Below are 23,981 nucleotides of genomic sequence, written 5' to 3'. Positions count from 1 at the left end.
TGCCGCGAAGGCGGCGACCGGCGGTGCTTACACCTACAACGAAGGGAATGGCGCGCGCCCGCTGCGCGCGGGGGTGCCTCAGGCGCGCTCGAACACCAGGTCCCAGACGCCGTGGCCGAGCTTGAGCCCGCGGTTCTCGAACTTGGTCAGCGGCCGGTACGACGGCTTGGGTGCGTAGCCGTCGGCGGCGGTGTTGCGCAGCAGCGGCTCGGCGGACAGCACCTCGAGCATCTGCTCGGCGTAGGGCTGCCAGTCGGTCGCGCAGTGGATGTAGCCGCCGGGGCGCAGGTGCTGGGCGAGCTTCTTCACGAACTCGGGCTGGATCAGCCGGCGCTTGTTGTGCCGCTTCTTGTGCCAGGGGTCGGGAAAGAACACATGCACGCCCGCGAGCGAGGCGGGCTGCAGCATGTGGTCGAGCACGTCGACCGCGTCGTGCGCGCAGATGCGGATGTTGGTGAGCGACTGTTCGCCGATGCGCTTGAGCAGTGCGCCCACGCCGGGCTCGTGCACCTCGCAGCACAGGAAATTGGTCTCGGGCAGCACCGTGGCGATGTGCGCCGTGGCCTCGCCCATGCCGAAGCCGATCTCGAGCACGGTCGGTGCGGCGCGGCTGCCGAAAGCGGCCGTCAGGTCGAGCGGCTCGGGCTTGTAGGGCAGCAGGAACAGGGGGCCCAGTTCGGCAAAGGCGCGTGCCTGGCCGTCGGTAGTGCGGCCGGCGCGCTTGACGAAGCTCTTGAGCCGGCGGTGCAGCGGATGCGGCAGATCGCTGGCCGGACTGCCGGCTGGATGGTCGGCCGGATCGTCTGCGGAAGGGGAATCGGGGGGCACGGTGTCGGAAGGGTTCATGTGGCCCGTGGATTGTAGAGATCGCGCCATTCGCCGACCCAGCCGGCCAGCGCCTCGGCGCAGCTGCCGCCCGTTGCCGCGCCCAGGCCGAGCGCGCGCGCGGCGGTGTCGAGCGCGGCAAGGGCGGCTGCGGGCGTGGCGGTGTCGATGGCGCGCGCGCCGTTCTGCTTGGAGAGCTTCTCGCCGTTGGCACCACGCACCAGCGGCGTGTGCAGGTACCCCGGCGTGGGCAGGGCGAGCGCGCGCTGCAGCAGGATCTGGCGCGCGGTGTTGTCGGCCAGGTCTTCGCCGCGCACCACGTCGGTGACGCCCTGGTCGGCATCGTCGACCACCACCGCGAGCTGGTAGGCCCAGGGGCCATCGGCGCGGCGCAGCACGAAGTCGCCGACCTCGCGTGCGACGTCCTGGCGCTGCGTCCCGAGGCGCCGGTCGGTCCAGTGGAGTTCGCCGGTCGCGAGCGATGCCTGCTCGAATTTCTCGGTGGCGAAGCGCCAGGCACGTGCGGGCTTGCCGTGCAGGCCGTTGCGGCAGGTGCCGGGGTACACGCGCTCGCCATGGCGCTCGTGGCGCTGCCCGAGGCGCGCGAGCGCGATGTCGATGTCCTTGCGCGAGCAGCCGCAGGGGTACGCCAGGCCAAGCGAGCGCAGCCTCGCCAGCGCCGCGTCGTACAGCGCGGTGCGCCGTGTCTGCCACACCGGCGGCGCGTCGGGCACGAGGGCGCAGTCGGCCAGCTGCCGCAGGATGTGCTCGCCCATGCCGGGCAGGCAGCGTTCGGTGTCGGCGTCCTCGATGCGGATCAGCCAGCGCGCCTGCGGTCCGCGCGCGCGCACGTCGAGCCAGCTTGCGAGCGCGGCCACCAGCGAACCGGCATGCAACGCACCGGTCGGCGAAGGCGCGAAGCGGCCGGTCGCATGCATCGCGCCCTCGTCAGATCACCGCCAGCGCGAGCGACAGGCCCGACAGGAAAGCGTCTTCGACGCGGTGCCCGATGCACCAGTCGCCCGCCACGCCGATGCGCGCCTTGGCGTCCCAGAGGTGGCTCTTGCCGACCGGCACCTGGGTCTGGGCTTCGGTCCAGCAGCGCGCCTGGGCATGGGTGGGCGCGGCATGGATGCCGGTGATCTCGGAGAAGGCGCGCAGCAGCTTGGCCTGCACGCGCGCGGCATCGTCGCGCAGGTGCTCCTGCGACCAGGTGGCGCTGGCCTGCAGCGTCCAGCGTTCGATGCGCTCGCGGCCGGGCTTGGACGATTCGCGCGCGAGCCATGCCACGCGGTGGTGGGTGCTGCGCGCGGCATTCCACTGCGGCCCGAGGTGCGACATGGTGGGCTGGTTGGCCTGCGGGAAGGCGATCATCAGCGTCCAGCACGGCGCGATGCGCACCGGCTCGATCTTCTGGCTGATGGCGGCCGAGAGCCTGCCGTCGCCGAGCAGCACGCGCGCGCGCTGCGGCGGCACCGCGAGCAGCACGGCATCGAAGCCCGAATACACATGCTGCGAATCGTCGGCGCCCGTGGTGCGCAACTGCCAGCGCTTGGCATCGAGCGCATCGGGCTCGATCTGCGTGACCTGGATGCCGGCGACCAGGCGGTCGCCGAGCGGTGCGGCCCAGTGGCCCACCAGCGCGTCCATGCCGGGCTGCGCGACCCAGTGCGGCTCATGGCCTGGCAGCGCGGCCTCGGCCACGCGGCCGTGCGCGTCGAGCACGCGCACGAGGTTGGCGCTCCAGGGCCGGCAGAGACCCGGCGTGGGTTCGAGTGCGAGCGCAAAGCGCGGATCGCGCACGGTGAAGTACTGCGCGCCGCTGTCGAAGCGGCCGTAGGCGGTGTCCACGCTGGCCATGCGCCCGCCCGGTGCGGCCTCGCGCTCGAACACCGTGACCCGGTGGCCCGCCTGCATCAGCGTGCGCGCGCAGGCAACGCCCGCCATGCCGGCGCCGATGACGGCGTAGTGGCGCGGCGCGGCGGGGGCTCGGCGGCGTTCGGCGGCGGGCTTGGGTTGGGCGCGAGTGGTCATGTGGACTCTTTTCTTTTGCAGGGAAGACGATGGACGTGGACGGACTCTACAACGGTCGAAGCGGCGTGCTTCTTCAGCGGCCACGGTGGCGTTCGAGCAGTGCGCGGCGCGTGGCCTCGTGCTCGAACTGCGCAAGCCACCATTCGAGCGCGCGGCCCGGGCCGCCCGCACTCGGCACGCGCCAGGCGCAGTGCATGGTGGCGAGCGGCGGCTGGCGCTCGGTGCGGCGCTCGACCAGGTGGCCGGCCTCGATGTAGGGCCGCGCCATCGGCTCGGGCAGAAAGCCGCCGCCCAGGCCGTGCAGCTGCGCGGCCAGCTTGGCCTGCAGCGTGGGCACGGTCAGCACGTCCTGACCGCCGACGAGGTTGACCGTCATGCTCGGGCCGGAGCGCACCGAGTCGGCCGCGGCCACCGCGCGGTACTGCCGCAGCACCGCATCGCTGAGCGGCTCGTCGAGCCGGGCCAGCGGATGGTGCGGCGCGACTGCGTAGACGAAGCGCAGTTCGCCGATCGGGCGGCTGCGGATGCCGGTGGCGGTGAAGGCAAGGCTCGCGGCGTCGAGCACGGCGCCGATGGCCAGGTCGGCCTCGCCGCTCGTGAGCGCCTCGATGGTGCCGAGCAGGGTCTCGTCGCGCAGCTTGAGCCGTGTCGGCGGATCGAGCGCGAAGAAGGCGGTTGCCAGGTCGAGCAGCGGATCGCGTGCGATCGCGCCGTCGACCGCGATTGTGAGCATCGGCTCCCAGCCCGTGGCAACGCGCTTCACGCGGTTGGCGACGGCATCGATCTCGCCGAGCAGCCGCGCGGCTTCACGCAGCAGCTCGACCCCGGCCTCAGTGAGCCGGGCCTGGCGCGCACTGCGGTCGAACAGCAGCACATCGAGGGCGTCTTCGATCTGGCGCACGCGGTAGCTCAGCGCGCTGGGCACGAGGTCGAGCGAGCGCGCCGCGGCCGCGAAGCTGCCGGTGCTCGCCACGGTCTGGAGCATGGCGAGCGCATCGGGGGTCAGTACGTCTCTGGCATTCGGCATGGTTTTCGAAGCGTTCGGATCATTCAAAAAATTTGAATGATGCCATCAAAACACAGCGCTTTTCACTTGTGAGTGAAGGCCTAAAGTTCATCTCATCCGCTGCGCATCCGGCGCGGCATGCAAGCAAGACGGCCCGGTGCCCACGACGGCGCGGTCGTCGAAAAAGGAGTTCGACGATGTTGAAGATTCGCAAATCCCAGGAACGCGGTTATGCCGACCATGGCTGGCTGCGCTCGTTCCACAGCTTTTCGTTTGCGGGTTATTACGACCCGGCCTACATGGGCTTCGGCAACCTGCGCGTGATCAACGAGGACCGCGTCGCCGCGGGCGCCGGCTTCGGCACCCATGGTCACAAGGACATGGAGATCATCAGCTACGTGCTGTCGGGCGAGCTGGCGCACAAGGACAGCCTCGGCAACGTGGAAACCATTCCGCCGGGCGACGTGCAGCGCATGAGCGCGGGCCGGGGCGTGATGCACAGCGAGTTCAACCACAAGGCCGACGAGACCACGCACTTCCTGCAGATCTGGATCGAGCCGAACGTGCGCGGCATTGCGCCGGGCTACGAGCAGAAGAAGTTCGCCGACGCCGAGAAGCGCGGCACGCTGCGCCTCGTGGCTTCGCCCGATGGTGCCGAGGGCTCGGTCACGGTGCATGCCGACGCGCGCCTGATGGCCGGCCTGTTCGACGGCGCCGAGACCGCCAGCCTGGCGCTCGACCCGGCGCGCAAGAGCTACGTGCACCTGGTGCGCGGCGAGCTCGAGGTCAACGGCCAGAAGCTCGCGGGCGGTGACGCCGCGATGCTCGAAGGCGAGTCGCAGCTGACGCTCGGCGCAGGCAAGGACGCCGAAGTGCTGGTGTTCGACCTGGCCGCCTGATGTTTCCCCTCGGCCGGGCGCGCGCCGCCCGGCTTTTTCTTTCGCTCGTCTTTTCACCTCAACCATTCCCGAGGAGTTTTCCCATGACCACCGCTTCCCTTCCGCTGAACACCGCCGCCAACCCCAACGCCGCACAGGACACGCTCGCGCTCGTGGGCCGCATCCTCATCGCGCTGCTGTTCGTGCCCGCGGGCTTTGCCAAGCTCACCGGCTTTGCCGGCACCGTGGGCTACATCGCATCGGTGGGCGCGCCGCTGCCGCAGGTGGGCGCGGTGATCGCGATCCTCGTGGAACTGGGCGTGGGCCTGGCGCTGCTCGTGGGCTACAGGACGCGCCTCGCGGCGATCGTGCTCGCGGTGTTCACGCTCGTCGCTACCGTGATGTTCCACAACTACTGGAGCATGCCGGTCGACAAGGCCTTCGTGAACCAGCTGATGTTCTTCAAGAACGTGGCCGTCGTGGGTGGCCTGCTCGCGATCGCCGCCTTCGGTGGCGGCCGCTTCGGCATCGACAGGAAGTAAGCTTCCTCACCGATCCGCAACCATCCAAGATTCAGGAGAAGCATCCATGGCCGACATCGTCGTTGTCTTCCATTCCGGCTACGGCCACACCCAGCGCGTGGCCCAGGCCGTGGCCGATGGCGCCGGCGCGCAACTGCTCGCGATCGACGCCGACGGCAACCTGCCCGAGGGCGGCTGGGAAATGCTGGCTGCGGCCGACGCGATCATCTTCGGCTCGCCCACCTACATGGGCAACGTGAGCTGGCAGTTCAAGAAATTCGCCGATGCGTCGTCGAAGGTCTGGTTCACGCAGGGCTGGAAGGACAAGCTCTTCGCGGGCTTCACCAACAGCGCGACGATGAACGGCGACAAGGTCACCACGATGGCCTACCTGTGGACGCTCGCGATGCAGCACAGCGGCATCTGGGTCAGCATGGGCATCATGCCGACCAACAACAAGGCCGCGACGCGCGACTCGACCAACTACGTCGGCGGTTACGGCGGCCTGCTCACGCAGTCGCCCTCGGACGCGAGCCCGGCCGAGATCCCGAAGGGCGATCTCGACACCGCGCGCGCCTTCGGCGAACGCATTGCCACGGTGGCAAGATCGCGCGCCTGAACCACGCCGACACAAGGAGAACACGATGACCGATGCCGCGCCCGCCACCCGATTGCTTCAACCGCACGACAAGGACCTGGGGGGCGGCTTCAACGTGCGGCGCCTGCTGCCCGCGGCGGTGCGCCGATCCGTAGGCCCCTTCGTGTTCTTCGACCATTTCGGTCCCGCCACCGAACAGCCCGGCAATGCGCACGATGTGCGCCCGCATCCGCACATCGGGCTGGCCACGGTCACTTACCTGTTCGAGGGCGCGATGATGCACCGCGACAGCATCGGCAGCGTGCAGGAGATCCTGCCGGGCGCCATCAACTGGATGACCGCGGGCCGCGGCATCGTGCATTCGGAGCGCAAGCCCGAGCGCCTGCTGGCCGAGCACTACGTCAACCACGGCCTGCAGCTCTGGGCTGCGCTGCCGCAGGCGCATGAAGAGGTCGAAGCGAGCTTCGAGCACACGGCGGCCGATGCGATTCCGGCCGTGGTCGAGCAGGGCGTGGGCGTGCGGGTGCTGGTGGGCGAGGCCTTTGGTGCGCGCTCGCCGGTGCGCACCTTCTCGCAGACGGTGTACCTCGACATCGCGCTGCCCGCGGGTGCAAGCTTCGAGCTGCCGGCGCTCGCACCCGAGCTCGCGGTGTACCCGATCGATGGCGACATCGGCGTCGACGGCAGCGCGGTGCCGGCGCACACCATGGCCGTGCTGGCCGAGGGGCAGGGCGCGCGCCTCACGGCGCCCGTGACGGCGCCGGTGCGGCTGGTGGTCATCGGCGGCGAGCCGCTCGACGGCCCGCGCTATATCACCTGGAATTTCGTCTCGAGCCGGCGCGAGCGCATCCTGCAGGCCGGCGAAGATTGGGCCGCGCAGCGCATGGGCCATGTGGCGGGGGAGACAGAGTTCATTCCGTTGCCGGGCAAGCCGTTTGGGGTGCGGGAGCCGGATGTGGGGACGACGCCGGTCTGATCTTCGCTGGGCGGTTGTTCGGGGCGCGTGCCCAGGCCACCGGGTACTCCCCTCCGCGAATGTCCCCCGCCTTCGGCTCCTCCTTATTTCGCTGCGGGGAGCACCCGGTACCCTGGGCACAGGGCACGCTCGCAGTGCATCGCTGATCAACGACCGCTCTGCGCAACGATCACGCCCCGAACAGCAGCGCGCGCTAAGTCTTGATCCCGAGGTCTGGGTCTTCCGACGCCCGCGCACTGGCCTTGTTGGAACGCGCGCTCAGGTCCGGCGCCAGTGCCTCGCGCCCATCGAACACGAAGCAGTCGCCGCTGTAGTGCGCGCCGCCCACGAGCTCGAAGTACTTGAGGATGCCGCCTTCGAGCTGCAGCACGTTCTCGACGCCTTCCTCGCGCATCAGGATGGCGGCCTTCTCGCAGCGGATGCCGCCGGTGCAGAAACTCACGATGGTCTTGCCGGCGAACTCCGCGCGGTGTTCGCGCAGTGCGGGCGGGAACTCGGTGAACTTTCCGATGCGCCAGTCGATCGCGCCTTCGAAGCTGCCGTGGTCGACCTCGAAGGCATTGCGGGTGTCGAGCAGCGCGATCTCTCGACCCTGGTCGTCGTGGCCCTGGTCGAGCCAGCGCTTGAGCGTGGGCGCATCGACACCGGGCGCGCGGCCGGCCGCGGGCTGGATCGCGGGGTGGTCCATGCGGATGATCTCGCGCTTCAGCTTGACGAGCATGCGGCGAAACGGCTGGGTGGCCGACCAGCTTTCCTTGGTTTCGAGATCCGAGAAGCGCGCATCGGCGCGCAGGTGGGCCACGAAGGCGCGCACCGCGTCGGCGGCGCCCGCCAGAAACAGGTTGATGCCCTCGGGCGCCAGCAGGATCGTGCCCATGAGGCCGAGCGCCCCGGTGCGTTCGCGCAGGTCCTCGCGCAGCGCGGGGGCGTCGTCGATGGCCACGAACTTGTAGGCCGCGATATTCAGAATCTCTTGTTGCACGGGGTCCGATTGTAGGTGTCGCGACCCGCGCGGCCGGCTTCGAGGGTATGCCAACCCACATCGTGGAGGCTGCGCTTTCTACAATGGGCGGATGTTCGTTCACCTGCGCCTGCACACCGAGTTTTCCGTCGTCGACGGGACCATCCGAATCGACGAAGTCGTCAAGGCCGCCGCCGGCGACAGCCAGCCGGCGCTCGCGATCACCGACCTCAACAACCTGTTCGGGGCCATCAAGTTCTACAAGCAGGGGCGCGGCAAGGGCGTCAAGCCGATCATCGGTGCCGAGGTCTTCGTCGAGGGCCTGGGCAAGGAGCCCGGGGCGCTGACCCGCATCGTGCTGCTGGTGCAGAACACCGAAGGCTACCTGCACCTGTGCGAACTGCTGGCGCGCGCCTGGACGCAGAACGTCGGCCGCGGCCAGTCGCAGGCGGCCTGCAAGCTCGAATGGCTGCAGGAACTGCAGGGCGGGCTGATCGCGCTCTCGGGCGCGCAGGCGGGCCCGCTGGGCCAGCCGCTGCTGCAGGGGCAGCACGAACGCGCGGCCGAACTGGCGCTGCAACTCGCGGGCATCTTCCCGCACCGCTTCTACATCGAGCTGCAGCGCGCCGGCCGCCCCGAGGACGAGCCGCACGTGATCGCGGCCGTGAAGCTCGCGGCCCGGCTGCGGCTGCCGGTGGTGGCCACGCACCCGGTGCAGTTCGCCGAGCGCGAGGACTACGAGGCGCACGAGGCGCGCGTGTGCATCTCGGAGGGCGAGATCCTCGGCAATCCGCGCCGCGTGCGCAAGTTCACCCCCGAGCAGTATTTCAAGTCGGCGGCCGAGATGGAGGCGCTCTTCGCCGACGTGCCGAGCGCGCTCGCCAACACGGTCGAGATCGCCAAGCGCTGCAACCTCACGCTGGTGCTCGGCAAGCCGCAGCTGCCCGACTTTCCGACGCCGTTCATCAGCGACGGCGTGCGCATGCCGATCGACGAGTTCTTCCGGCAGGAATCCTTCGTGGGGCTCGAGGAGCGCCTCGCGCACCTCTACCCCGATGCCGCGAAGCGCGAGGCCGAGCGCCCGCGCTACGTGGAACGGCTCGAGTTCGAGATCAACACCATCCTGAAGATGGGTTTCCCGGGCTACTTCCTGATCGTGGGCGACTTCATCAAGTGGGCCAAAAGCAACGGCTGCCCGGTCGGACCGGGCCGGGGCTCGGGCGCCGGTTCGCTGGTGGCCTATGCGCTCAAGATCACCGACCTCGATCCGCTCGAATACAAGCTGCTGTTCGAACGTTTCCTGAACCCGGAGCGCGTGTCGATGCCCGACTTCGACATCGACTTCTGCCAGGGCAACCGCGACCGCGTGATCGACTACGTGAAGGACAAGTACGGCCGCGACGCGGTGAGCCAGATCGCCACCTTCGGCACGATGGCCGCGCGTGCCGCGATCCGCGACGTGGGCCGCGTGATGGACATGAGCTACATGTTCTGCGACGGCATCAGCAAGCTCATTCCCAACAAGCCGGGCAAGCCCGTCACGCTGCAGTACCCGCCCGCCGACCTGTCCGAAGACGACAAGGAGAAGTACGCGATCGCGGCCGAGCCGCAGCTCGCGCAGCGCATCGAGCGCGAGGAAGAGGTCAAGTCGCTGGTCGAGATGGCGCAGAAGCTCGAGGGCATGACGCGCAACATCGGCATGCACGCGGGCGGCGTGCTGATCGCGCCGGGCAAGCTCACCGACTTCTGCCCGCTCTATCAGCAGCCCGGCAGCGACTCGGCCGTGAGCCAGTACGACAAGGACGACGTGGAGGCCATCGGCCTGGTGAAGTTCGACTTTCTGGGCCTCGCGACGCTCACGATCCTCGAGATCGCGAAGGATTTCATCGCGAGCCGCCACAAGGGCCAGGAGAACTTCGCCTACGAGAACATCCGGCTCGACGACCGCGAGACCTACAAGCTCTTCTCCGAAGGCAAGACCGAGGCGGTGTTCCAGTTCGAAAGCCGCGGCATGCAGGGCATGCTGAAGGATGCGCGGCCGACGCGGCTCGAGGACCTGATCGCGCTCAACGCGCTGTACCGCCCCGGCCCGATGGACCTGATCCCGAGCTTCGTGGCGCGCAAGCACGGCCGCGAAGAGGTCGAGTACCCGCACCCGGCCGTGGCCGAGATGCTCTCCGAGACCTACGGGATCATGGTCTACCAGGAGCAGGTGATGCAGACCGCGCAGATCCTGGGCGGCTACTCGCTCGGCGGCGCCGACCTGCTGCGCCGCGCCATGGGCAAAAAGAAGCTCGAGGAAATGGCCGAGCACCGCGAGAAGTTCCGCGCGGGCGCGCTCGCCACGCACGGCATCCCGCAGGACAAGGCCGACGAGATCTTCGACTTGATGGAGAAGTTCGCGGGCTACGGCTTCAACAAGTCGCATGCGGCCGCGTACTCGCTGCTGGCGTACCACACGGGTTGGCTCAAGGTTCATTACACGGCCGAGTTCTTCTGCGCCAACATGACCGTGGAAATGGACAACACCGACAAGCTCAAGGTGCTGTTCGAGGACGCGCAGAAGAACTTTGGCATCAGCTTCGAGCCGCCGGACGTGAACCGCGGCAACTACCGCTTCGAGCCGGTGACCGACAAGGTGATCCGCTACGGGCTCGGCGCTGTCAAGGGCACGGGCCAGCTCGCGGTCGAGGCGCTGGTGCGCGCGCGCGAGGAGGGCGGCCCGTTCAAGAGCCTCTATGACTTCTGCGTGCGCATCGACCGCCAGCGCATCAACAAGCGCACGGTCGAGGCGCTGATCAAGGCCGGCGCCTTCGACGCGATCCAGCAGAACCGCGCGTCGCTCGTCGCCTCGCTCGACCGCGCCTTCGAATTCTCGGCCGCCACCGAGGCGAATGCGGCGCAGGTCGACATCTTCGGCGACTGCGAGCACGGCTCGGCCACCGCCGAGCCCGAGCTCGTCGATGCCACGCCGTGGGGCGTGAAGGAGCGGCTGACCTTCGAGAAGACCGCCGTCGGCTTCTACCTGTCGGGCCACCTGTTCGACGAGGTGGCGCACGAGGTGCGGCGCTTCTGCAAGCGCGAGATCGGCGACCTGATGGACACGCGCGAGCAGCAGGTGATCGCGGGCATCGTGAGCGACCTGCGCGTCATCAACGGCCAGCGCGGCCGGCTCGCGATCTTCAAGCTCGACGACAAGTCCGATTCGATCGAGGCCACCGCCGACGAGGCGCTGATCAATGCCAACCGCAACACGCTGAAGGAGGACGAGCTCGTGATCGTGAGCGGCCGGCTGCAGCCGGGTCGCGGCGGCTTCGAGGCACGCTTCCAGGTGCAGCAGGTCTGGGACCTGGCCGCGGCGCGTTGCCGCTTCGGCAAGTTCCTGCGGGTGGCGGTGAACGGCAAGGCGCCCGACATCGCGCGCCTCGTGAAGGACTTTCCGCCGCGCACCGAGCAGAGCGAGCACGGCGACCTGGTGCAGGGCCTGCCGGTGCGCCTGTCGATGGCGCGCGGCGGCGCACAGGTCGAACTGCAGCTCGGCGAGCGGGCCAAGTTCTTTCCCACCGATGCCGCGCTCGCGAGTTGGACTGCGCAGGCCGAAGCCGGCAAGGCCTCGGTCGTCTACGAATGACACGAATGACATCGTTCAACAAGGAGTAACACCGCCATGACGCTTGCAGCCAAACTGAAGAAAACCACGTTCGCCCTCGGCCTGGCGGTCGCGCTGACGCCGGCCCTGGCCCAATACAGCGGCCCGAGCAGCGTGCAGGCCATGACGGTCAAGCAGTTGCTGGACACCGGCAAGGACGACCAGCATGCGACTCTGCGCGGCTTCATCGTCTCGCACGATGGCGGCGAGCACTACACCTTTGCCGACGACAGCGGCCGCATGAAGGTCGAGATCGACGCCAAGCACTTTCAGCCGGGCGTGAAGATCGACGACAAGGTGCGCGTCGAGATCTCGGGCGAGTTCGACAAGGACATGGTCGGCAACAAGGCCGAGCTCGACGTCAAGCGCCTGAGCGTGGCGCGCTGAGCGGCGCCCGCGCGGGCGCCGGCCCTCAGCGGCTCAGCGCTTGGGCTTGAGCGTGACGATCAGCCGCGACGGCACGGTGCCGTCGACGTCGCGCGGCAGCTTCTCGGTCTTCTGCAGCGCACGCAGCGCGGCTTCGTCCCAGTTCGCCACGCCGCTGCTCTTCACCAGCGAAGGCGTTCCGACGATCGTGCCATCGGGCGCGAGGCGCACGTCGAATTCGGCGCCGGGGTTGCCGTTGATCAGATCGGCCTCGGGGAACACCACGTTGGGCCGGACGGCCGCAGCCACCTTGCCGCCATAGCTGCCCGACGGGCCGGACGAGCGCGCGGCATTGCCCTCGCCGCCGCTGCCCGCCATGGCCTGCATGCGCTTGAGCGTGGCGGCGCGATCGGCGGCTGCCTGCGCGGTGGCCTTGGCCTCGGCTTCCTTCTTCTTGGCGGCCGCAGCGGCTTCGGCTTCCTTCTTCTTGGCCGCAGCAGCCTCGGCTTCCTTCTTCTTCGCTTCGGCCAGCTTCTTTTCCTGCTGCTCCTGCTGCGCTTCCTTCTTGCGCTCGGCCTCGAGCCGCTCGGCGCGCTCGCGCGCTTCCTGCTCTTTCTTTTCCTGCGCGGCCTTGCGCTCGGCTTCGAGCTTTTTCTGCCGCTGCTCGCGCGCCAGTTCTTCCTGGCGCTCGCGCTCCTTCTGCTCCTTGAGCTTCTTCTCGCGTTCGAGCGCGATGTCGGGCTCCTTGGGCGGCGGGGGCGCCGGTTCCGGCGGCCGCACGGCCTGGGGCGGCGGGGGCGGTGGGGGTTCGGGCGCGGGGGCCGGCGCCGGCGCGGGCGGCGGCGGTGTGGGCGCCACGGCACGCGGCGCGGCCTGCTGCACGGTCGAAGACCACAGCTCGGCGTCGACGGCGGCGTCTGCCGTTTCGCGCCGCCAGCTCACGCCCCAGGTCAGCGCGGCGATCAGGAGCGCATGCGCGACGAGCGCCAGCAGCACCGCGCGCGGCGTGCCGCGCTGCGGCGGGGGTGCGAATTCGGGGCGGTCCAGCGCGAGCGACATGCCTTATTTGCCGCCCGTGGTGGTGACCGACAGACCCACGCGCTCGATGCCGCTGCGCTTGAGCTGGTTCATCGCCTTCACGACGGTTTCGTACTTGACGGACTTGTCGGCGCTGATGACCACCGGGCGCTGGTCGTCGCCGCCCTGGGCCGTCTTGGCTGCATCGCCGATCTGGGTCATGGGGATGGACGTGCCGCCGCTGCCGGTGGACGGGTCCTTCTTGATCTGCACTTCGTCGTCGCTCTTGATGACGATCTCGATCGGCTTGTCGGGCTGCTTGTTGGCGCGGTCGACCGAAGGCAGGTTGATCACGCTCGGCGTGATGAGCGGTGCAGTGACCATGAAGATGATCAGCAGCACCAGCATCACGTCGATGAACGGGACCATGTTGATCTCGTTGATCGTCCGGCGGCCTCGGCCTCGGGATGAAACGGCGGGCATGGGTTTGTCTTCTCCGCTCAGCGGTTGGTGGCCGTCGCCGACGTGGCCGTTGCCGCACCCGGGTTGGCCGACAGGTTGCGCTGCAGGATGTTGGAGAACTCCTCGATGTAGGTCTCGAGGGCGATGGCGATCTTGTCGATCTCGCGCGCGAAGCGGTTGTAGCCGACCACCGCGGGAATCGCCGCGAACAGGCCGATGGCGGTCGCCACCAGCGCTTCGGCAATGCCGGGCGCCACGCTGGCGAGCGTGACCTGCGCGAGCGCGGCCAGACCGGTGAAGGCATGCATGATCCCCCAGACCGTGCCGAAGAGGCCGACGTAGGGCGAGACCGAACCGACGGTGGCCAGGAACGACAGGTTCTGTTCGGCCGCGTCGAGCTCGCGCTGGAAGCTCGCGCGCATGGCGCGGCGGGCACCGTCGAGCAGCGTGGGGGCGTCGCTCACGTGGCGTTCACGCAGTTTTTGGTACTCGCGCATGCCCGAGGCGAAGATGCGCTCCATGGGGCCGGAGAACTTGGCGTTCTGCGCGGCCGAGGCGAACAGCTCGTTGAGGCTGGTGCCCGACCAGAACTCGCGCTCGAACTCATCGTTGAGCGCGCGCATGCGGCGCAGCGCGAAGTACTTGCGGATGATCGCGGCCCAGCTGGCGATCGAGACGATCACGAGCAAGAGCACGACCAGTTGGACCACGATGCTCGCTTGGAGCAGGAGATTGACGATGGAGAGATCTTGGTTCATGGCTTGAAAGGTTGAGTCATGGAGCCGCGCGGCGCTCGAGGGTTCCCGCAATTTCGGCCGGGATGCGCGCGGGGCGCAGTGTGGAAGCGTCCACCCAGCCGATGCGGATGGTGCCCTCGCACAGCAGCACGGGGTCGGCCGCGTCGGTCCGCGTTTGCTCTGTTTTTGATAGCACTCGCTGTCCGATTATCAGCGATGCAGTGCCCGATTGTCGAAGTTCGGCTGTCACCAGCAGTTCGTCGTCGAGCCGCGAGGGGCGGTGGTATTTGAGTTGCGTCTCGCTCACCACGAACTGGCCGCCGGTTCGCTCGCGCAGCGCACGCTGTTCGATGCCCAGCGAGCGCAGCCATTCGGTGCGCGCGCGTTCCATGAACTTGAGGTAGTTGGCATAGAACACGATGCCGCCGGCGTCGGTGTCTTCCCAGTAGACGCGAATGGGGAACGCGAAGCTCATCTCGCAATCATGGCCCGCAGGCGCTCAATCGATTCCTGCAGGTGCGCCATCGAACTGGCTGTCGAAAAGCGCACGAAGCGCGAGGTTTCGGCGCTGCCGAAGTCGCGGCCGGGCGTCACGGCGACATGGGCCCGCTTCATGGTTTCGAAGGCGAAATCCCAACTGCCCGAAATGCCGAGCTGTTCGGCGATGCGGGTGCAGTCGGCCCAGGCGTAGAAGGCGCCGTCGGGCACGACCGGCACGTCGAGGCCGAGTGCGTTCAACTGCGGAATGAACCAGTCGCGCCGGGCCTTGAACTCGGCGCGGCGGCGTTCGTATTCGGCGATGCTGGCGTCCTCGAAGCAGGCGAGCGCTGCGTACTGCGACACCGTGCTCGCGCAGATGAAGAGGTTCTGCGCCAGGCGCTCGACCACCGGCACCAGCGCCTCGGGCACCACCAGCCAGCCGAGCCGCCAGCCGGTCATGTTGAAGTACTTGCTGAAGCTGTTGATGCTGATGACGTTGTCGTCGATCGCCAGCGCCGTCTGTCCGAATTGCGCGTCGTACGACAGCCCCAGGTAGATCTCGTCGATCAGCGTGATGCCGCCACGCTGCGAAACCACCTCGTGGATGCGGCGCAGTTCGTCGGGCGCGATGGAGGTGCCGGTGGGGTTGGAAGGCGACGCCAGCAGCACGCCGCGCGTGTTGGCGGTCCAGGCGGCCTCGACCTTGGCGGCCGTGAGCTGGAAGCGCTCGGCCGCCGTGGTCGGCACCAGCACGGCCTTGCCGTCCGCCGCGCTCACGAAATGCCGGTTGCACGGATAGCTCGGGTCGGGCATCAGGATCTCGTCGCCCGCATCGATCAGCGCCAGGCAGGCAAGCTGCAGCGCTGCCGAGGCGCCGGCCGTCACCACGATGCGCCGCGCCGGCACGTCGACGCCGAAGCGCTGCGCATACCAGCCGCTGATGCGCTCGCGCAGTGCGTCGAGGCCGGTGGCCTGGGTGTATTGCGTGGCGCCGGCGCGCACCGCGCGCGCTGCGGCTTCCTGCACCAGCGGCGGCGCGGTGAAGTCGGGCTCGCCGATGTTCAGGAAAATCATCGGCCGCTCGGTGTGTGCCACCTCGCGCGCGAGCACGCCGGCGGCCTTGGCGACCTCCATCACGTAGAAGGGTTCGATGCGCTGGGCGCGCGCCGAAATCCTCACGGCCTGGCCTTGCCCGAGGCGCGATCGGCCTCGACTTCGGCGGCGCGCAACTGCGGCGCCAGGCCGTTGAGCACGGCATTGACGTACTTGTGGCCGTCGGTGCCGCCAAACTCCTTGGCCAGTTCGACGCACTCGTTGAGCACCACGCGCCAGGGCACGTCGAGGCAATGCTGGAATTCGTACACACCGATCCACATCACCGCGTGTTCGACGGGCGATATCTCTTCGAACTTGCGGTCGAGCAGCGGCCGGATCAGCGCATCGAGCTGCTCGGCGTTCTCGATCGAACCGTGCAGCAGCGCGTCGTAGTGCGCGGCGTCGGCCTTGTGGAAGCCCGCGAGGTCGCGCGTGAAGTGGTCGATGTCGGAAGCGTCGTTGCGGCCCACCAGGTGCTGGTAGAGCGCCTGCAGCGCGAATTCGCGCGCGCGGCTGCGGTTCGACTTGGCCGAGGCCTTGCGCACGCCGCTGCTCGTGAGGCCGGTGCGCAGCTGCCGTGCGGGGCGCGGCTTGGCGCCGGTGGTCTTGGGGGTGTCGTCGGTCATTGGAGGGCGGCCAGCAGCTGCGCCATTTCGACCGCCACGCGGGCCGCGTCGCGGCCCTTGTCGGTCTGGCGCGCCACGGCCTGCTCGAGGTTCTCGGTGGTCAGGATCGCGTTGGCGATGGGAAGGCGATGGTCGAGTGCGACGCGGCTCACGCTCGCGCCCGATTCGTTGGCCACCAGTTCGAAGTGGTAGGTCTCGCCGCGGATGATGCAGCCCAGCGCCACCAGCGCGTGGTAGCCGCCGCGTCGAGCCATGGCCTGCAGCGCCACGGGCACTTCGAGGGCGCCGGGCACGTTCACGTGGTGGATGTCGTCCGCGGCCACGCCGAGCGCCTCGAGCTCCGCGAGGCAGGCGGCAGCGAGCGCGTCGGTGATGTCGGCGTTGAAACGCGCCTGCACGATGCCGATGCGCAGTCCTTTTCCGTCGAGCGGCTTCGCATCCGCTCCCTTGTTTGCACCTTGCATGTCGGGTTCGTCTTTTGTTGTCTTCAGTCTTTGGAAAGGTAGCCGGCAATCTCGAGGCCATAGCCCGCCGCCATGCTCGGCATGCGGCGCGGCGTGCCGAGCAGGTTCATTTTGTGCACGCCGCATTCGCGCAGGATCTGCGCGCCGATGCCGTAGCTGCGCAGGTCCATGCGGCCGCGTTCGGGCGCCTGCGCCGGGCGCGCGGTGCCGTCGAACTGCGCGAGCAGCTCGGCGCCGGTCTCGCCGCAGTTCAGGAGCACCGCCACGCCCTTGCCCTCGCCGGCGATGTGCGCGAGGCTGGCGTCGAGGCTCCAGGAGTGCAGCGAACGGTTGATCTCGAGCGCGTCGAGCACCGAGAGCGGCTCGTGCACGCGCACCGACACGGTCTCGTCGGGCGTCCACTGGCCGCGCACCAGCGCCAGGTGCACGCCGCGGCTCGGCTTGTCGGTGAAGGCGTGGGCGGTGAAGCTGCCCCAGGCGGTCTGGATCTCGCGGCAGCCGACCTTTTCGACCAGCGACTCGGTGCGGCTGCGGTGCTCGATCAGCGCGGCAATGGTGCCGATCTTGAGCCCGTGTTCGGCCGCGAAGACCTGCAGGTCGGGCAGCCGGGCCATGGTGCCGTCTTCGTTCATCACCTCGCAGATCACCGAGGCCGGCGAGCAGCCGGCCATGGCCGCGAGGTCGCAGCCGGCTTCGGTATGGCCCGCGCGCATCAGCACGCCGCCGTCGACCGCCTGCAGTGGAAAGATATGCCCGGGCTGCACCAGGTCGCTCGCCACCGCATCGCGGGCCACGGCAGCCTGCACGGTGCGCGCGCGGTCGGCCGCCGAGATGCCGGTGGTCACGCCTTCGGCCGCCTCGATCGACACGGTGAACGCCGTTGAATGCTTGGCGCCGTTGCGCGACACCATGGGCGGCAGCTGCAGTCGCTCGCACATCTCGCGCGACAGCGTGAGGCAGATCAGCCCGCGTGCATGGCGCGCCATGAAGTTGATGGCGTCGGGCGTGATGTGGTCGGCCGCGATGACGATGTCGCCTTCGTTCTCGCGGTCTTCCTCGTCGACGAGGATCACCATGCGGCCCGCGGCGAGCTCGGCGACGATCTCCTCGACCGGGGAGATCGGCGCGGGAGCCCGCGTATTGCGGGGGGCGCCGATCGGCGTGACGGAGGCGTTCATTCGGCGGTGTCCTTGGAATACGTGGGCGTGGACGCTGTGGAGGGCACCGCCAGCACGCCGGCCTGGAGCATGCGCTCCACGTAGCGCGCCACGGTGTCGATTTCGAGGTTGACCTTGGCGCCGGCCTGGAGGCTGCCGAGCGATGTGTTCTCGACGGTGTGCGGGATCAGGTTGATGCTGATCTCGGCGCCGTCGGCCATATCGGCCACGCTGTTGACCGTGAGGCTCACGCCATTGACGGTGATCGAGCCTTTGTAGGCCAGGAACCGTGCCAAGGCGGGCGGCGCGACCACGCGCAGTTCCCAACTCTCGCCGACGGGCGCGAAGCGGCTCACGGTGCCGATGCCGTCCACGTGGCCCGACACGATATGGCCGCCGAGGCGGTCGCTCGCGCGCAGGGCCTTCTCGAGGTTGAGGCGCGCGTCGGGTTCGGTGAGGCCCGCGGTCTTGTCGAGCGATTCGGCAGAGATGTCGATGGTGAACTGCCGCGCGGCCGCATCGAGGCTGGTCACGGTCATGCAGGCCCCGTTGAGGGCGATGCTGTCGCCCAGGCCGACGTCGTCGAGGTAGCCGTCGGGCGCCGCGATGGCGAGTCGTTTGCCGTGGGAGGAGGAGGGGCCGAGGTCGTGGATGGCGGCGATGCGCCCCACGCCGGTGATGATTCCGGTGAACATCCGCGCATTTTCGCAGACATCCTGGGCTTCCCGGGCGGCGGCGCCCATTCGGCGCTAGAAAGTATCCCGTCCCGCGACGCGGGCGACGATCCGCAGGTCGGGCCCGATCCGGTCGAACTGCCTGAAATCGAGCGGCAGCGCGCCCGACAGTTCGGCGAGCGGCCCGCCCGCATGCATGCCCGAGGCGATCTCCATGCCGTCGCCCAGGAGCTTGGGCGCCAGATAGAGGAGCAGCTCGTCGACCAGCCCTTCGCGCAGCAGCGATCCGTTGAGCTTGTGGCCGGCCTCGACGTGCAGTTCGTTGACCTCGCGCCGCGCGAGATCACGCAGCACCGCCGCCAGATCGACCTTGCCCTGCGGATTGGGCAGGCAGGTGACGGTGGCGCCGCGCGCTTCGAGGGCCGCCGCCCTGGTCTCGTCGCGTGCCGCGGCATAGATCCAGACGGCGCGGCCCGGCATGAAGAGGCGCGCGGCGGGCGGCGTCTGCAGATGGCTGTCGATCACCACCAGGTGCGGCTGGCGCGTGGTTGCCACCAGCCGCACGTCGAGCCGGGGGTCGTCCTCGAGCACCGTGCCGACGCCGGTCAGCACCGCGCTGGCGCGCGCCCGCCACGCGTGGCCGTCGGTGCGTGCCGGCTCGGCGGTGATCCATTGACTCACGCCATTGCGCAGGGCGGTCTTGCCGTCGAGCGAGGCCGCGGCCTTGAGCCGCACCCAGGGCGTCTTGCGGACCATGCGGCTGAAGAAGCCGATGTTGAGCTCGCGCGCCTCGTCCGCGCCCGGCCCGATCTCGACCGTCACGCCGGCGGCGCGCAGCCGGTCGAAGCCCTGGCCGGCGACCAGCGGGTTCGGGTCAGCCATCGACGCCACGACCCGACCGATGCCCGCGGCGATCAGCGCATCGCAGCAGGGTCCGGTGCGGCCGTGGTGGGCGCAGGGTTCGAGCGTGACGAAGGCGGTGGCGCCTGCGACCGAATGGCCTTTTGCCGCAGCGTCGCGCAGCGCCATGACTTCGGCGTGCGGGCCGCCGACCTGCTGGGTGTGGCCTTCGCCGATGACGGCGCCGGCGGCGCCGACGAGGACGCAGCCGACGCGGGGATTGGGGTCGGTTTCGGGGCCGGCTTGACAGGCGAGGGCCAGGGCCAGGGCCATGAAATCTTTTTCAGTTCCCATTGTTTTTCTTTTACGGAAGTATTTTGAACAAATTGGTGCAGTGAGTAGAAAAAGACCGTCGATCCATTTGCTTTGACCGCTTGTCGTTCACTAGATGTTCAAAAGAAATTCGACGAACTAGATTCGTGGCCATACAAGGAAATCAGGGAGAAGAGCGTCGCCACGCATGCATTTGCGGGGCGGCGCGAGCTACAAGATGGATCACCGATTCTGCGCGCTCGCCCGGCGGCCCAAGCGGCCCATCGGAACGGGACGGGGACTTACGTTGGTCGAGATGCTGGTCGTCATCGTACTGATGGCGATCCTCGCGGCCCTGGCCCTGCCGGGCTTTCGGGATCTGATTGAAAACTACCGGGTCGAACGCATGGCTTCGGCGTTGGCAGCGAGCATCAGCCATGCCCGTTCAGAGGCCGTGCGCCGCGGGCGGACGGTGAGCATCCGAAAGGGTGTGGCCTGCAGCGACAAGGACTGGAGCTGTGGCTGGGACACGCTCGTCATCGATGGAGCGACGACCGAGATCCTCCAGCAGCAAGGGTCTGACAGCGGTGTCGTGGTCGAACGGACCGCTGCTGGCGGCTTGTCTTTCGACGCCACTGGCCATGTCTCCGCTTCGGCGGGCTTCAGGTTCTTTCCGGTCGGTCGGCCGAGTTCGCCCCATGCGATCGTCGTCTGCGTGGCGAGCGGAGGTCGAGTTCTCCTTGTGAAGGGGGTTGAGAGATGCCCCGGATCCTGAGCCGCGTGCCCGCAAGGCAAGCCGGCTTTTCGCTGATCGAGGCCCTCGTCTCCATTCTCGTGCTCTCTTTCGGGTTACTCGCTCTGGCCGGCTTTCAGTTGCGGGTGCTTTCCGACAGTTCGGGCGCGAGCAATCAGAACATTGCGGCGCAACTGGCAAGTGAAATGGCCGAGCGCATCCGCGCGAATCCTGTGAAAGGCGCTACGGCCGGGAGTCCTTACAAGGTTGACTTTACGCCTGCGCCCGAGAGCGAGCCGAGCCCTTCCTGTGCAGATATCGACAGCGCCTGCAGCCAGGCGGAACTTGCGGCCTGGGACTTGTGGGCCTGGAAGCGCAGGGTGGCCGCCGCGCTGCCAGGCGGCCTCGGCGATGTGCAATCCAAGGACAACGCAGGCGGCCTGCTCTTCGTCCATGTCACCTGGAACGACGCTGCGGCCACCCATCCCATCGCGCCGGATACGAGTTGGGGATGTCCGGGCAAGTCCTGCCAGGAAGTCATCGTTGCGGTGCCCGAACCATGAGCAATATCACTCCCCATTGCACGCGATCAGCCGGCTTCACGCTGGTCGAATTCCTGGTCGCGCTGATCATCGGCATGCTCGTGATGCTTGCCGCCATCGCCAGCTTGTTCGGCACGCGCAGCACCGCTCTGACGGGCAGCGATGTCAGCACATTGAACCAATCGGCCGCGCTCGCCCTCAGGATGCTGGGACAGCAGATTCGGCAAGCCGGCTACATCCCGATCGACCCGACGGGGCCGCTCTACTACTTCAACGTCAATCTGGCGACCAACCTTCGAGGTGACCGCGATTTCTTCGCCCTCAATGGACAGGAGGCATCGAGCGGTTCTGTGAATGACACGCTGGCGGTTGGCTATGCGCCAGCCCCTGACTATTTCAGGGACTGCCTCAATCAGCGGGCGGAGAGCGATGCGAGAGCCGACTACGACCCTGCCAACCCCGCTGACCCATTCAACCCTCGCCTGATCACCAGCGAGTTCTCGGTAGTGAAGGGTACCTTGCGCTGCGCAGGCAGCGGCGGCAACGGCGCCCAGCCGATCATCGACGGCGTGGAGCGCTTCGACGTGATGTATGGCATCGCAGCGGAGGGCGGAGGTGAGCAGGCGGGGCGCTATGTGACGGCTGCCGGCGTGCCCGATTTCGGACGGGTCCGTACGGTACGTGTATGCCTGCAGCTCGTGGGAAGGTCGCGCAACAACCCGGACGGCAGCTACATGGATTGCGACGGAAAAGCGCAGGCCAGCACGGACGGGAGGCTGCGGCGCGTTCACACGGCCGTGTTCGCTCTGAGAAATCAATGAGCTCCCTCATCTGCATCTCTCCACGGCCGATGCGCGCTGCCGGCGTTCGCCGCGCCGGGTTCCGCCAGTGCGGGTTTTCCTTGTTCATCGTCGTGATCATGCTGCTGATTTCGGGGTTGCTGGTCATCGGAGGCGCTCGCATCGCCCAACTGCTCGAATCGATGGCGGGCAACGAGCGCGACCATCAACGAGCGTTCGAGGCGGCCGAGGCGGCGCTGCTCGATGCGGAGCACGACATTCGACAGAAGGTCTTCGACACCGCGACCAAGACCTACGTCCATTGTTCGGCCGTCATGGATGCGCCCTGTCGCACGCCAGAGCGCAACCGCGTCTTTCCCGACCGGGACACCGGCTGGGTGACAGCCTACGTGCTAACCGAGAGCAACAGCTGTACGGACGGCATCTGCTATTTCGCTGCGCCCGAATCCGGCATGGCTGCGAAGGACAGCGAGGCTTATCGCTTCTGGACCAAGAAGAACTACGCAGAAAAGTACGCCAAGTACGGGCAATTCACTGCTGCACCCACCGCTGACAGTCCGGCGCTGTCCAGCGCGCGGTATTGGATCGAGGTGATCGACCGTCCGAACAGCAAATACCCGTTGTACCGGATCACCGCGATGGCCGCGGGCGCCCGCGCCGCAAGCGCGGCCGGCGGCACCGAGGTGATGCTGCAGATCTCCCTGGATCCGGATCCCGTGAAGACCTTGAACTGAGCGCTGTGGAAACAAGCAATATGAATATCAACAGGTTTTCAGGTCGCGTCTTCGGATGCGTGCTGATCCAGGTGCTGGTACAGACACTCGGTCATGCAGCCGCTTTCTCGCTGGCCCAGGAGCCGCGCGATGCCAGCGTCGAGCAACCAGCGCCGAACGTGATCGTGTCAGTCGACAACTCGTACAGCATGCGGTGGTCGTCGCGTGCGTCGGACGGCAGCAGGTACCCTCCGAGCGGCGTACCCACTCGCCTGGCTGCGCTGAAAAAGGCATTGAAGTCCAATTTCTCGGAGAGCAAGATCCCTGATCGTCGCATTTGCCTCGCCTGGCAGGCGATGAATCACACGACGACCGAGAGCTGCGTGGGCTTTGCCCCCGATGAAAAAGCGGCCGCTGACTACCGAGCGAGCAGTTGTGTCGTCGATGGCTCCGCAAACGCAAACCTGCTCCGCCCATTCAAGGGTGCCCATCGGAAGAACTTCATGACCTGGGTTGACGCGCTGCACGCCGACGGTGGCACCCCCATGCACGCGATGATGGTGCGTGCTGGCGAATACATGAAGACCACGGGAAGGCTGAGTCCCTATTCCGACGATCCGGGCGTGGAAGGCGCCAGCCAGTCGAGCTGCCGCAAGTCGTTCCACATTTTCATGACCGATGGCGAATACACGCTGTTCGGCTTTCAAAACGACCCCGAGACATTTGGCATACCCGACATCGGCAACGCAGATGGCACCCGGCGCGACTTGCCGGGCGGCATCAGATACGAGCCGCGCGCTCCTTATGCCGATTACGCAGGAGCCAAGATTGAGGCGCACCTGTTGAGTTCCATGCAATCCTGACCCGGCATTTCCATCCAATATTGACCCACCCTCTTTGCGAGCCTGGTGGCTCACGGTGTGGATAAGTTTTTGGTCTTCTCCTTCTTTCTGGGTTGGTCTGCCTGAACGGGTTGTGCCGAGCTGTGCTTGAAGCGGAAGCTGTCGTTGCCGGTCTCCAGGATATGGCAGTGATGCGTGAGCCGGTCTAGCAGCGCCGTCGTCATCTTCGCATCGCCGAACACGCTGGCCCATTCGCTGAAGCTTAGGTTCGTCGTGATCACCACGCTCGTGCGCTCGTAGAGCTTCGAGAGCAGATGGAACAACAGCGCCCCGCCCGAGGCGCTGAACGGCAGGTAGCCGAGTTCATCGAGGATCACCATGTCGGCGTACATCAGCCGATGCGCGATGTGCCCCGGGTTGCCGCTGGCCTTCTCCTGCTCGAGGGCGTTGACCAGTTCGACCGTGGAGAAGAACCTCACGCGTCGGTGGTGGTGTTCGATGGCCTGCACACCGAGCGCCGTGGCGATGTGGGTCTTGCCCGTGCCGGGACCACCGACGAGCACCACGTTCTGGGCATCTTCCATGAACTCGCAACGGTGCAACTGCCGCACCAAGGCTTCGTTGACCTCGCTGTGCTGGAAGTCGAAGCCTGTGAGGTCGCGGTAGGCCGGGA

At 67.6% G+C, this 23,981-nt stretch carries 27 protein-coding genes; 11 read left to right on the top strand and 16 right to left on the bottom strand.

Annotated features, from left to right (window positions below):
• Window positions 1–78: 78 nt before the first annotated feature.
• The 4 genes from trmB to AC3A6G_RS00120 all read right to left on the bottom strand — a co-directional run bounded on the left by trmB (window position 79) and on the right by AC3A6G_RS00120 (window position 3,886).
• Window positions 79–846, bottom strand: a complete 768-nt coding sequence (gene trmB, locus AC3A6G_RS00135; RefSeq protein WP_487861492.1) for a tRNA (guanosine(46)-N7)-methyltransferase TrmB — start codon at window positions 844–846, stop codon at window positions 79–81.
• Complete coding sequence (gene gluQRS / locus AC3A6G_RS00130; protein ID WP_487861491.1) at window positions 843–1,763, bottom strand: tRNA glutamyl-Q(34) synthetase GluQRS; 921 nt, start codon at window positions 1,761–1,763, stop codon at window positions 843–845. Before gluQRS ends, trmB begins: the two co-directional genes overlap by 4 nt.
• 10 nt (window positions 1,764–1,773) lie before the next feature.
• On the bottom strand, window positions 1,774–2,859 hold the full coding sequence (locus AC3A6G_RS00125; protein WP_487861490.1) for an NAD(P)/FAD-dependent oxidoreductase: 1,086 nt from the start codon (window positions 2,857–2,859) through the stop codon (window positions 1,774–1,776).
• Window positions 2,860–2,932: 73 nt separating this feature from the next.
• Window positions 2,933–3,886: a LysR family transcriptional regulator gene (locus tag AC3A6G_RS00120; protein ID WP_487861489.1), complete on the bottom strand. Its 954-nt coding sequence runs from the start codon at window positions 3,884–3,886 to the stop codon at window positions 2,933–2,935.
• A 176-nt stretch (window positions 3,887–4,062) separates the two neighbouring features.
• Between AC3A6G_RS00120 and AC3A6G_RS00115 the strand changes: the two genes are divergently transcribed.
• The 4 genes from AC3A6G_RS00115 to AC3A6G_RS00100 all read left to right on the top strand — a co-directional run bounded on the left by AC3A6G_RS00115 (window position 4,063) and on the right by AC3A6G_RS00100 (window position 6,838).
• Complete coding sequence (locus AC3A6G_RS00115) at window positions 4,063–4,764, top strand: pirin family protein (RefSeq protein WP_487861488.1); 702 nt, start codon at window positions 4,063–4,065, stop codon at window positions 4,762–4,764.
• An 83-nt stretch (window positions 4,765–4,847) separates the two neighbouring features.
• A complete protein-coding gene (locus AC3A6G_RS00110) occupies window positions 4,848–5,285 on the top strand; it encodes a DoxX family protein (protein WP_487861487.1) in 438 nt (145 codons plus the stop codon).
• A 46-nt stretch (window positions 5,286–5,331) separates the two neighbouring features.
• Window positions 5,332–5,883 carry a flavodoxin family protein gene (locus tag AC3A6G_RS00105; RefSeq protein WP_487861486.1) on the top strand — a complete coding sequence of 184 codons (552 nt, stop codon included), beginning with the start codon at window positions 5,332–5,334 and terminating at the stop codon, window positions 5,881–5,883.
• Window positions 5,884–5,908: 25 nt separating this feature from the next.
• The gene (locus AC3A6G_RS00100; protein WP_487861485.1) at window positions 5,909–6,838 is read left to right on the top strand and encodes a pirin family protein; all 930 of its coding nucleotides are present in this window, start codon (window positions 5,909–5,911) and stop codon (window positions 6,836–6,838) included.
• Window positions 6,839–7,031: 193 nt separating this feature from the next.
• On the opposite strand, the gene AC3A6G_RS00095 is transcribed toward AC3A6G_RS00100, so the two are convergent.
• On the bottom strand, window positions 7,032–7,820 hold the full coding sequence (locus AC3A6G_RS00095) for a sulfurtransferase (RefSeq protein ID WP_487861484.1): 789 nt from the start codon (window positions 7,818–7,820) through the stop codon (window positions 7,032–7,034).
• Window positions 7,821–7,911: 91 nt separating this feature from the next.
• On the opposite strand from AC3A6G_RS00095, the gene dnaE reads away from it, so the two are divergent.
• Together dnaE and AC3A6G_RS00085 are read left to right on the top strand one after the other, a co-directional pair.
• Window positions 7,912–11,430, top strand: a complete 3,519-nt coding sequence (gene dnaE / locus AC3A6G_RS00090; RefSeq protein ID WP_487861483.1) for a DNA polymerase III subunit alpha — start codon at window positions 7,912–7,914, stop codon at window positions 11,428–11,430.
• Between the two features lie 36 nt (window positions 11,431–11,466).
• Entirely contained in the window at window positions 11,467–11,835 is a 369-nt protein-coding gene (locus AC3A6G_RS00085) for a YgiW/YdeI family stress tolerance OB fold protein (RefSeq protein ID WP_487861482.1), read from the top strand.
• 33 nt (window positions 11,836–11,868) lie between these two features.
• Here AC3A6G_RS00085 and tolA read toward each other — a convergent pair whose 3' ends face one another.
• The 10 genes from tolA to ribD are packed head-to-tail and all read right to left on the bottom strand — an operon-like array spanning window position 11,869 to window position 19,699.
• Window positions 11,869–12,873, bottom strand: a complete 1,005-nt coding sequence (gene tolA, locus AC3A6G_RS00080) for a cell envelope integrity protein TolA (protein ID WP_487861481.1) — start codon at window positions 12,871–12,873, stop codon at window positions 11,869–11,871.
• Between the two features lie 3 nt (window positions 12,874–12,876).
• Complete coding sequence (locus tag AC3A6G_RS00075) at window positions 12,877–13,314, bottom strand: ExbD/TolR family protein (RefSeq protein ID WP_487861480.1); 438 nt, start codon at window positions 13,312–13,314, stop codon at window positions 12,877–12,879.
• A gap of 17 nt (window positions 13,315–13,331) precedes the next feature.
• The gene (gene tolQ, locus AC3A6G_RS00070; RefSeq protein ID WP_487861479.1) at window positions 13,332–14,051 is read right to left on the bottom strand and encodes a protein TolQ; all 720 of its coding nucleotides are present in this window, start codon (window positions 14,049–14,051) and stop codon (window positions 13,332–13,334) included.
• A gap of 16 nt (window positions 14,052–14,067) precedes the next feature.
• A complete protein-coding gene (gene ybgC / locus AC3A6G_RS00065; protein ID WP_487861478.1) occupies window positions 14,068–14,505 on the bottom strand; it encodes a tol-pal system-associated acyl-CoA thioesterase in 438 nt (145 codons plus the stop codon).
• The gene (locus AC3A6G_RS00060; protein ID WP_487861477.1) at window positions 14,502–15,689 is read right to left on the bottom strand and encodes a pyridoxal phosphate-dependent aminotransferase; all 1,188 of its coding nucleotides are present in this window, start codon (window positions 15,687–15,689) and stop codon (window positions 14,502–14,504) included. Before AC3A6G_RS00060 ends, ybgC begins: the two co-directional genes overlap by 4 nt.
• On the bottom strand, window positions 15,686–16,231 hold the full coding sequence (gene nusB / locus AC3A6G_RS00055; protein ID WP_487861476.1) for a transcription antitermination factor NusB: 546 nt from the start codon (window positions 16,229–16,231) through the stop codon (window positions 15,686–15,688). The genes AC3A6G_RS00060 and nusB overlap by 4 nt, the downstream gene beginning before the upstream one ends.
• Window positions 16,228–16,695: a 6,7-dimethyl-8-ribityllumazine synthase gene (gene ribH, locus AC3A6G_RS00050; protein WP_487861475.1), complete on the bottom strand. Its 468-nt coding sequence runs from the start codon at window positions 16,693–16,695 to the stop codon at window positions 16,228–16,230. The genes nusB and ribH overlap by 4 nt, the downstream gene beginning before the upstream one ends.
• A gap of 23 nt (window positions 16,696–16,718) precedes the next feature.
• Window positions 16,719–17,873 carry a bifunctional 3,4-dihydroxy-2-butanone-4-phosphate synthase/GTP cyclohydrolase II gene (gene ribBA / locus AC3A6G_RS00045; protein WP_487861474.1) on the bottom strand — a complete coding sequence of 385 codons (1,155 nt, stop codon included), beginning with the start codon at window positions 17,871–17,873 and terminating at the stop codon, window positions 16,719–16,721.
• A complete protein-coding gene (locus tag AC3A6G_RS00040; protein WP_487861473.1) occupies window positions 17,870–18,547 on the bottom strand; it encodes a riboflavin synthase in 678 nt (225 codons plus the stop codon). The genes ribBA and AC3A6G_RS00040 overlap by 4 nt, the downstream gene beginning before the upstream one ends.
• Before the next feature lie 54 nt (window positions 18,548–18,601).
• Window positions 18,602–19,699 carry a bifunctional diaminohydroxyphosphoribosylaminopyrimidine deaminase/5-amino-6-(5-phosphoribosylamino)uracil reductase RibD gene (ribD, locus tag AC3A6G_RS00035; RefSeq protein WP_487864395.1) on the bottom strand — a complete coding sequence of 366 codons (1,098 nt, stop codon included), beginning with the start codon at window positions 19,697–19,699 and terminating at the stop codon, window positions 18,602–18,604.
• A gap of 187 nt (window positions 19,700–19,886) precedes the next feature.
• On the opposite strand from ribD, the gene AC3A6G_RS00030 reads away from it, so the two are divergent.
• From AC3A6G_RS00030 to AC3A6G_RS00010, 5 genes are read left to right on the top strand one after another with little or no spacing between them, the layout of a single operon-like run.
• Complete coding sequence (locus tag AC3A6G_RS00030) at window positions 19,887–20,453, top strand: GspH/FimT family pseudopilin (RefSeq protein WP_487861471.1); 567 nt, start codon at window positions 19,887–19,889, stop codon at window positions 20,451–20,453.
• Window positions 20,438–20,974: a type IV pilus modification protein PilV gene (gene pilV / locus AC3A6G_RS00025; RefSeq protein ID WP_487861470.1), complete on the top strand. Its 537-nt coding sequence runs from the start codon at window positions 20,438–20,440 to the stop codon at window positions 20,972–20,974. Before AC3A6G_RS00030 ends, pilV begins: the two co-directional genes overlap by 16 nt.
• Window positions 20,971–21,774, top strand: coding sequence for a PilW family protein (locus AC3A6G_RS00020; RefSeq protein WP_487861469.1), 804 nt, complete (start codon window positions 20,971–20,973; stop codon window positions 21,772–21,774). Before pilV ends, AC3A6G_RS00020 begins: the two co-directional genes overlap by 4 nt.
• Window positions 21,771–22,487 carry a pilus assembly PilX family protein gene (locus tag AC3A6G_RS00015; protein WP_487861468.1) on the top strand — a complete coding sequence of 239 codons (717 nt, stop codon included), beginning with the start codon at window positions 21,771–21,773 and terminating at the stop codon, window positions 22,485–22,487. The genes AC3A6G_RS00020 and AC3A6G_RS00015 overlap by 4 nt, the downstream gene beginning before the upstream one ends.
• Before the next feature lie 20 nt (window positions 22,488–22,507).
• On the top strand, window positions 22,508–23,329 hold the full coding sequence (locus AC3A6G_RS00010; RefSeq protein WP_487872812.1) for a hypothetical protein: 822 nt from the start codon (window positions 22,508–22,510) through the stop codon (window positions 23,327–23,329).
• A gap of 50 nt (window positions 23,330–23,379) precedes the next feature.
• Here AC3A6G_RS00010 and istB read toward each other — a convergent pair.
• The coding region (istB, locus tag AC3A6G_RS00005; protein WP_487872811.1) for an IS21-like element helper ATPase IstB at window positions 23,380–23,981 on the bottom strand (602 nt) is incomplete at its 5' end.

This window comes from Variovorax sp. Soil_C_26 (assembly GCF_057657075.1).
The sequence above is the reverse complement of the archived record's forward strand: the minus strand, read 5'-3'. Positions and strand labels throughout refer to the sequence as shown.

What these genes read in the sequence shown, in the direction of transcription:
- nusB (WP_487861476.1), bottom strand. Translation starts at nt 16,231, where the DNA reads ATGACCGACGACACCCCCAAGACCACCGGCGCCAAGCCGCGCCCCGCA.
- AC3A6G_RS00010 (WP_487872812.1), top strand. Translation starts at nt 22,508, where the DNA reads ATGAATATCAACAGGTTTTCAGGTCGCGTCTTCGGATGCGTGCTGATC.
- AC3A6G_RS00105 (WP_487861486.1), top strand. Translation starts at nt 5,332, where the DNA reads ATGGCCGACATCGTCGTTGTCTTCCATTCCGGCTACGGCCACACCCAG.
- AC3A6G_RS00110 (WP_487861487.1), top strand. Translation starts at nt 4,848, where the DNA reads ATGACCACCGCTTCCCTTCCGCTGAACACCGCCGCCAACCCCAACGCC.
- AC3A6G_RS00100 (WP_487861485.1), top strand. Translation starts at nt 5,909, where the DNA reads ATGACCGATGCCGCGCCCGCCACCCGATTGCTTCAACCGCACGACAAG.
- tolQ (WP_487861479.1), bottom strand. Translation starts at nt 14,051, where the DNA reads ATGAACCAAGATCTCTCCATCGTCAATCTCCTGCTCCAAGCGAGCATC.
- gluQRS (WP_487861491.1), bottom strand. Translation starts at nt 1,763, where the DNA reads ATGCATGCGACCGGCCGCTTCGCGCCTTCGCCGACCGGTGCGTTGCAT.
- AC3A6G_RS00115 (WP_487861488.1), top strand. Translation starts at nt 4,063, where the DNA reads ATGTTGAAGATTCGCAAATCCCAGGAACGCGGTTATGCCGACCATGGC.
- ribBA (WP_487861474.1), bottom strand. Translation starts at nt 17,873, where the DNA reads ATGAACGCCTCCGTCACGCCGATCGGCGCCCCCCGCAATACGCGGGCT.
- AC3A6G_RS00015 (WP_487861468.1), top strand. Translation starts at nt 21,771, where the DNA reads ATGAGCTCCCTCATCTGCATCTCTCCACGGCCGATGCGCGCTGCCGGC.
- AC3A6G_RS00125 (WP_487861490.1), bottom strand. Translation starts at nt 2,859, where the DNA reads ATGACCACTCGCGCCCAACCCAAGCCCGCCGCCGAACGCCGCCGAGCC.
- ribD (WP_487864395.1), bottom strand. Translation starts at nt 19,699, where the DNA reads ATGGCCCTGGCCCTGGCCCTCGCCTGTCAAGCCGGCCCCGAAACCGAC.
- AC3A6G_RS00085 (WP_487861482.1), top strand. Translation starts at nt 11,467, where the DNA reads ATGACGCTTGCAGCCAAACTGAAGAAAACCACGTTCGCCCTCGGCCTG.
- tolA (WP_487861481.1), bottom strand. Translation starts at nt 12,873, where the DNA reads ATGTCGCTCGCGCTGGACCGCCCCGAATTCGCACCCCCGCCGCAGCGC.
- AC3A6G_RS00030 (WP_487861471.1), top strand. Translation starts at nt 19,887, where the DNA reads ATGCATTTGCGGGGCGGCGCGAGCTACAAGATGGATCACCGATTCTGC.
- trmB (WP_487861492.1), bottom strand. Translation starts at nt 846, where the DNA reads ATGAACCCTTCCGACACCGTGCCCCCCGATTCCCCTTCCGCAGACGAT.
- ybgC (WP_487861478.1), bottom strand. Translation starts at nt 14,505, where the DNA reads ATGAGCTTCGCGTTCCCCATTCGCGTCTACTGGGAAGACACCGACGCC.
- AC3A6G_RS00020 (WP_487861469.1), top strand. Translation starts at nt 20,971, where the DNA reads ATGAGCAATATCACTCCCCATTGCACGCGATCAGCCGGCTTCACGCTG.
- AC3A6G_RS00120 (WP_487861489.1), bottom strand. Translation starts at nt 3,886, where the DNA reads ATGCCGAATGCCAGAGACGTACTGACCCCCGATGCGCTCGCCATGCTC.
- dnaE (WP_487861483.1), top strand. Translation starts at nt 7,912, where the DNA reads ATGTTCGTTCACCTGCGCCTGCACACCGAGTTTTCCGTCGTCGACGGG.
- pilV (WP_487861470.1), top strand. Translation starts at nt 20,438, where the DNA reads ATGCCCCGGATCCTGAGCCGCGTGCCCGCAAGGCAAGCCGGCTTTTCG.
- AC3A6G_RS00040 (WP_487861473.1), bottom strand. Translation starts at nt 18,547, where the DNA reads ATGTTCACCGGAATCATCACCGGCGTGGGGCGCATCGCCGCCATCCAC.
- AC3A6G_RS00075 (WP_487861480.1), bottom strand. Translation starts at nt 13,314, where the DNA reads ATGCCCGCCGTTTCATCCCGAGGCCGAGGCCGCCGGACGATCAACGAG.
- ribH (WP_487861475.1), bottom strand. Translation starts at nt 16,695, where the DNA reads ATGCAAGGTGCAAACAAGGGAGCGGATGCGAAGCCGCTCGACGGAAAA.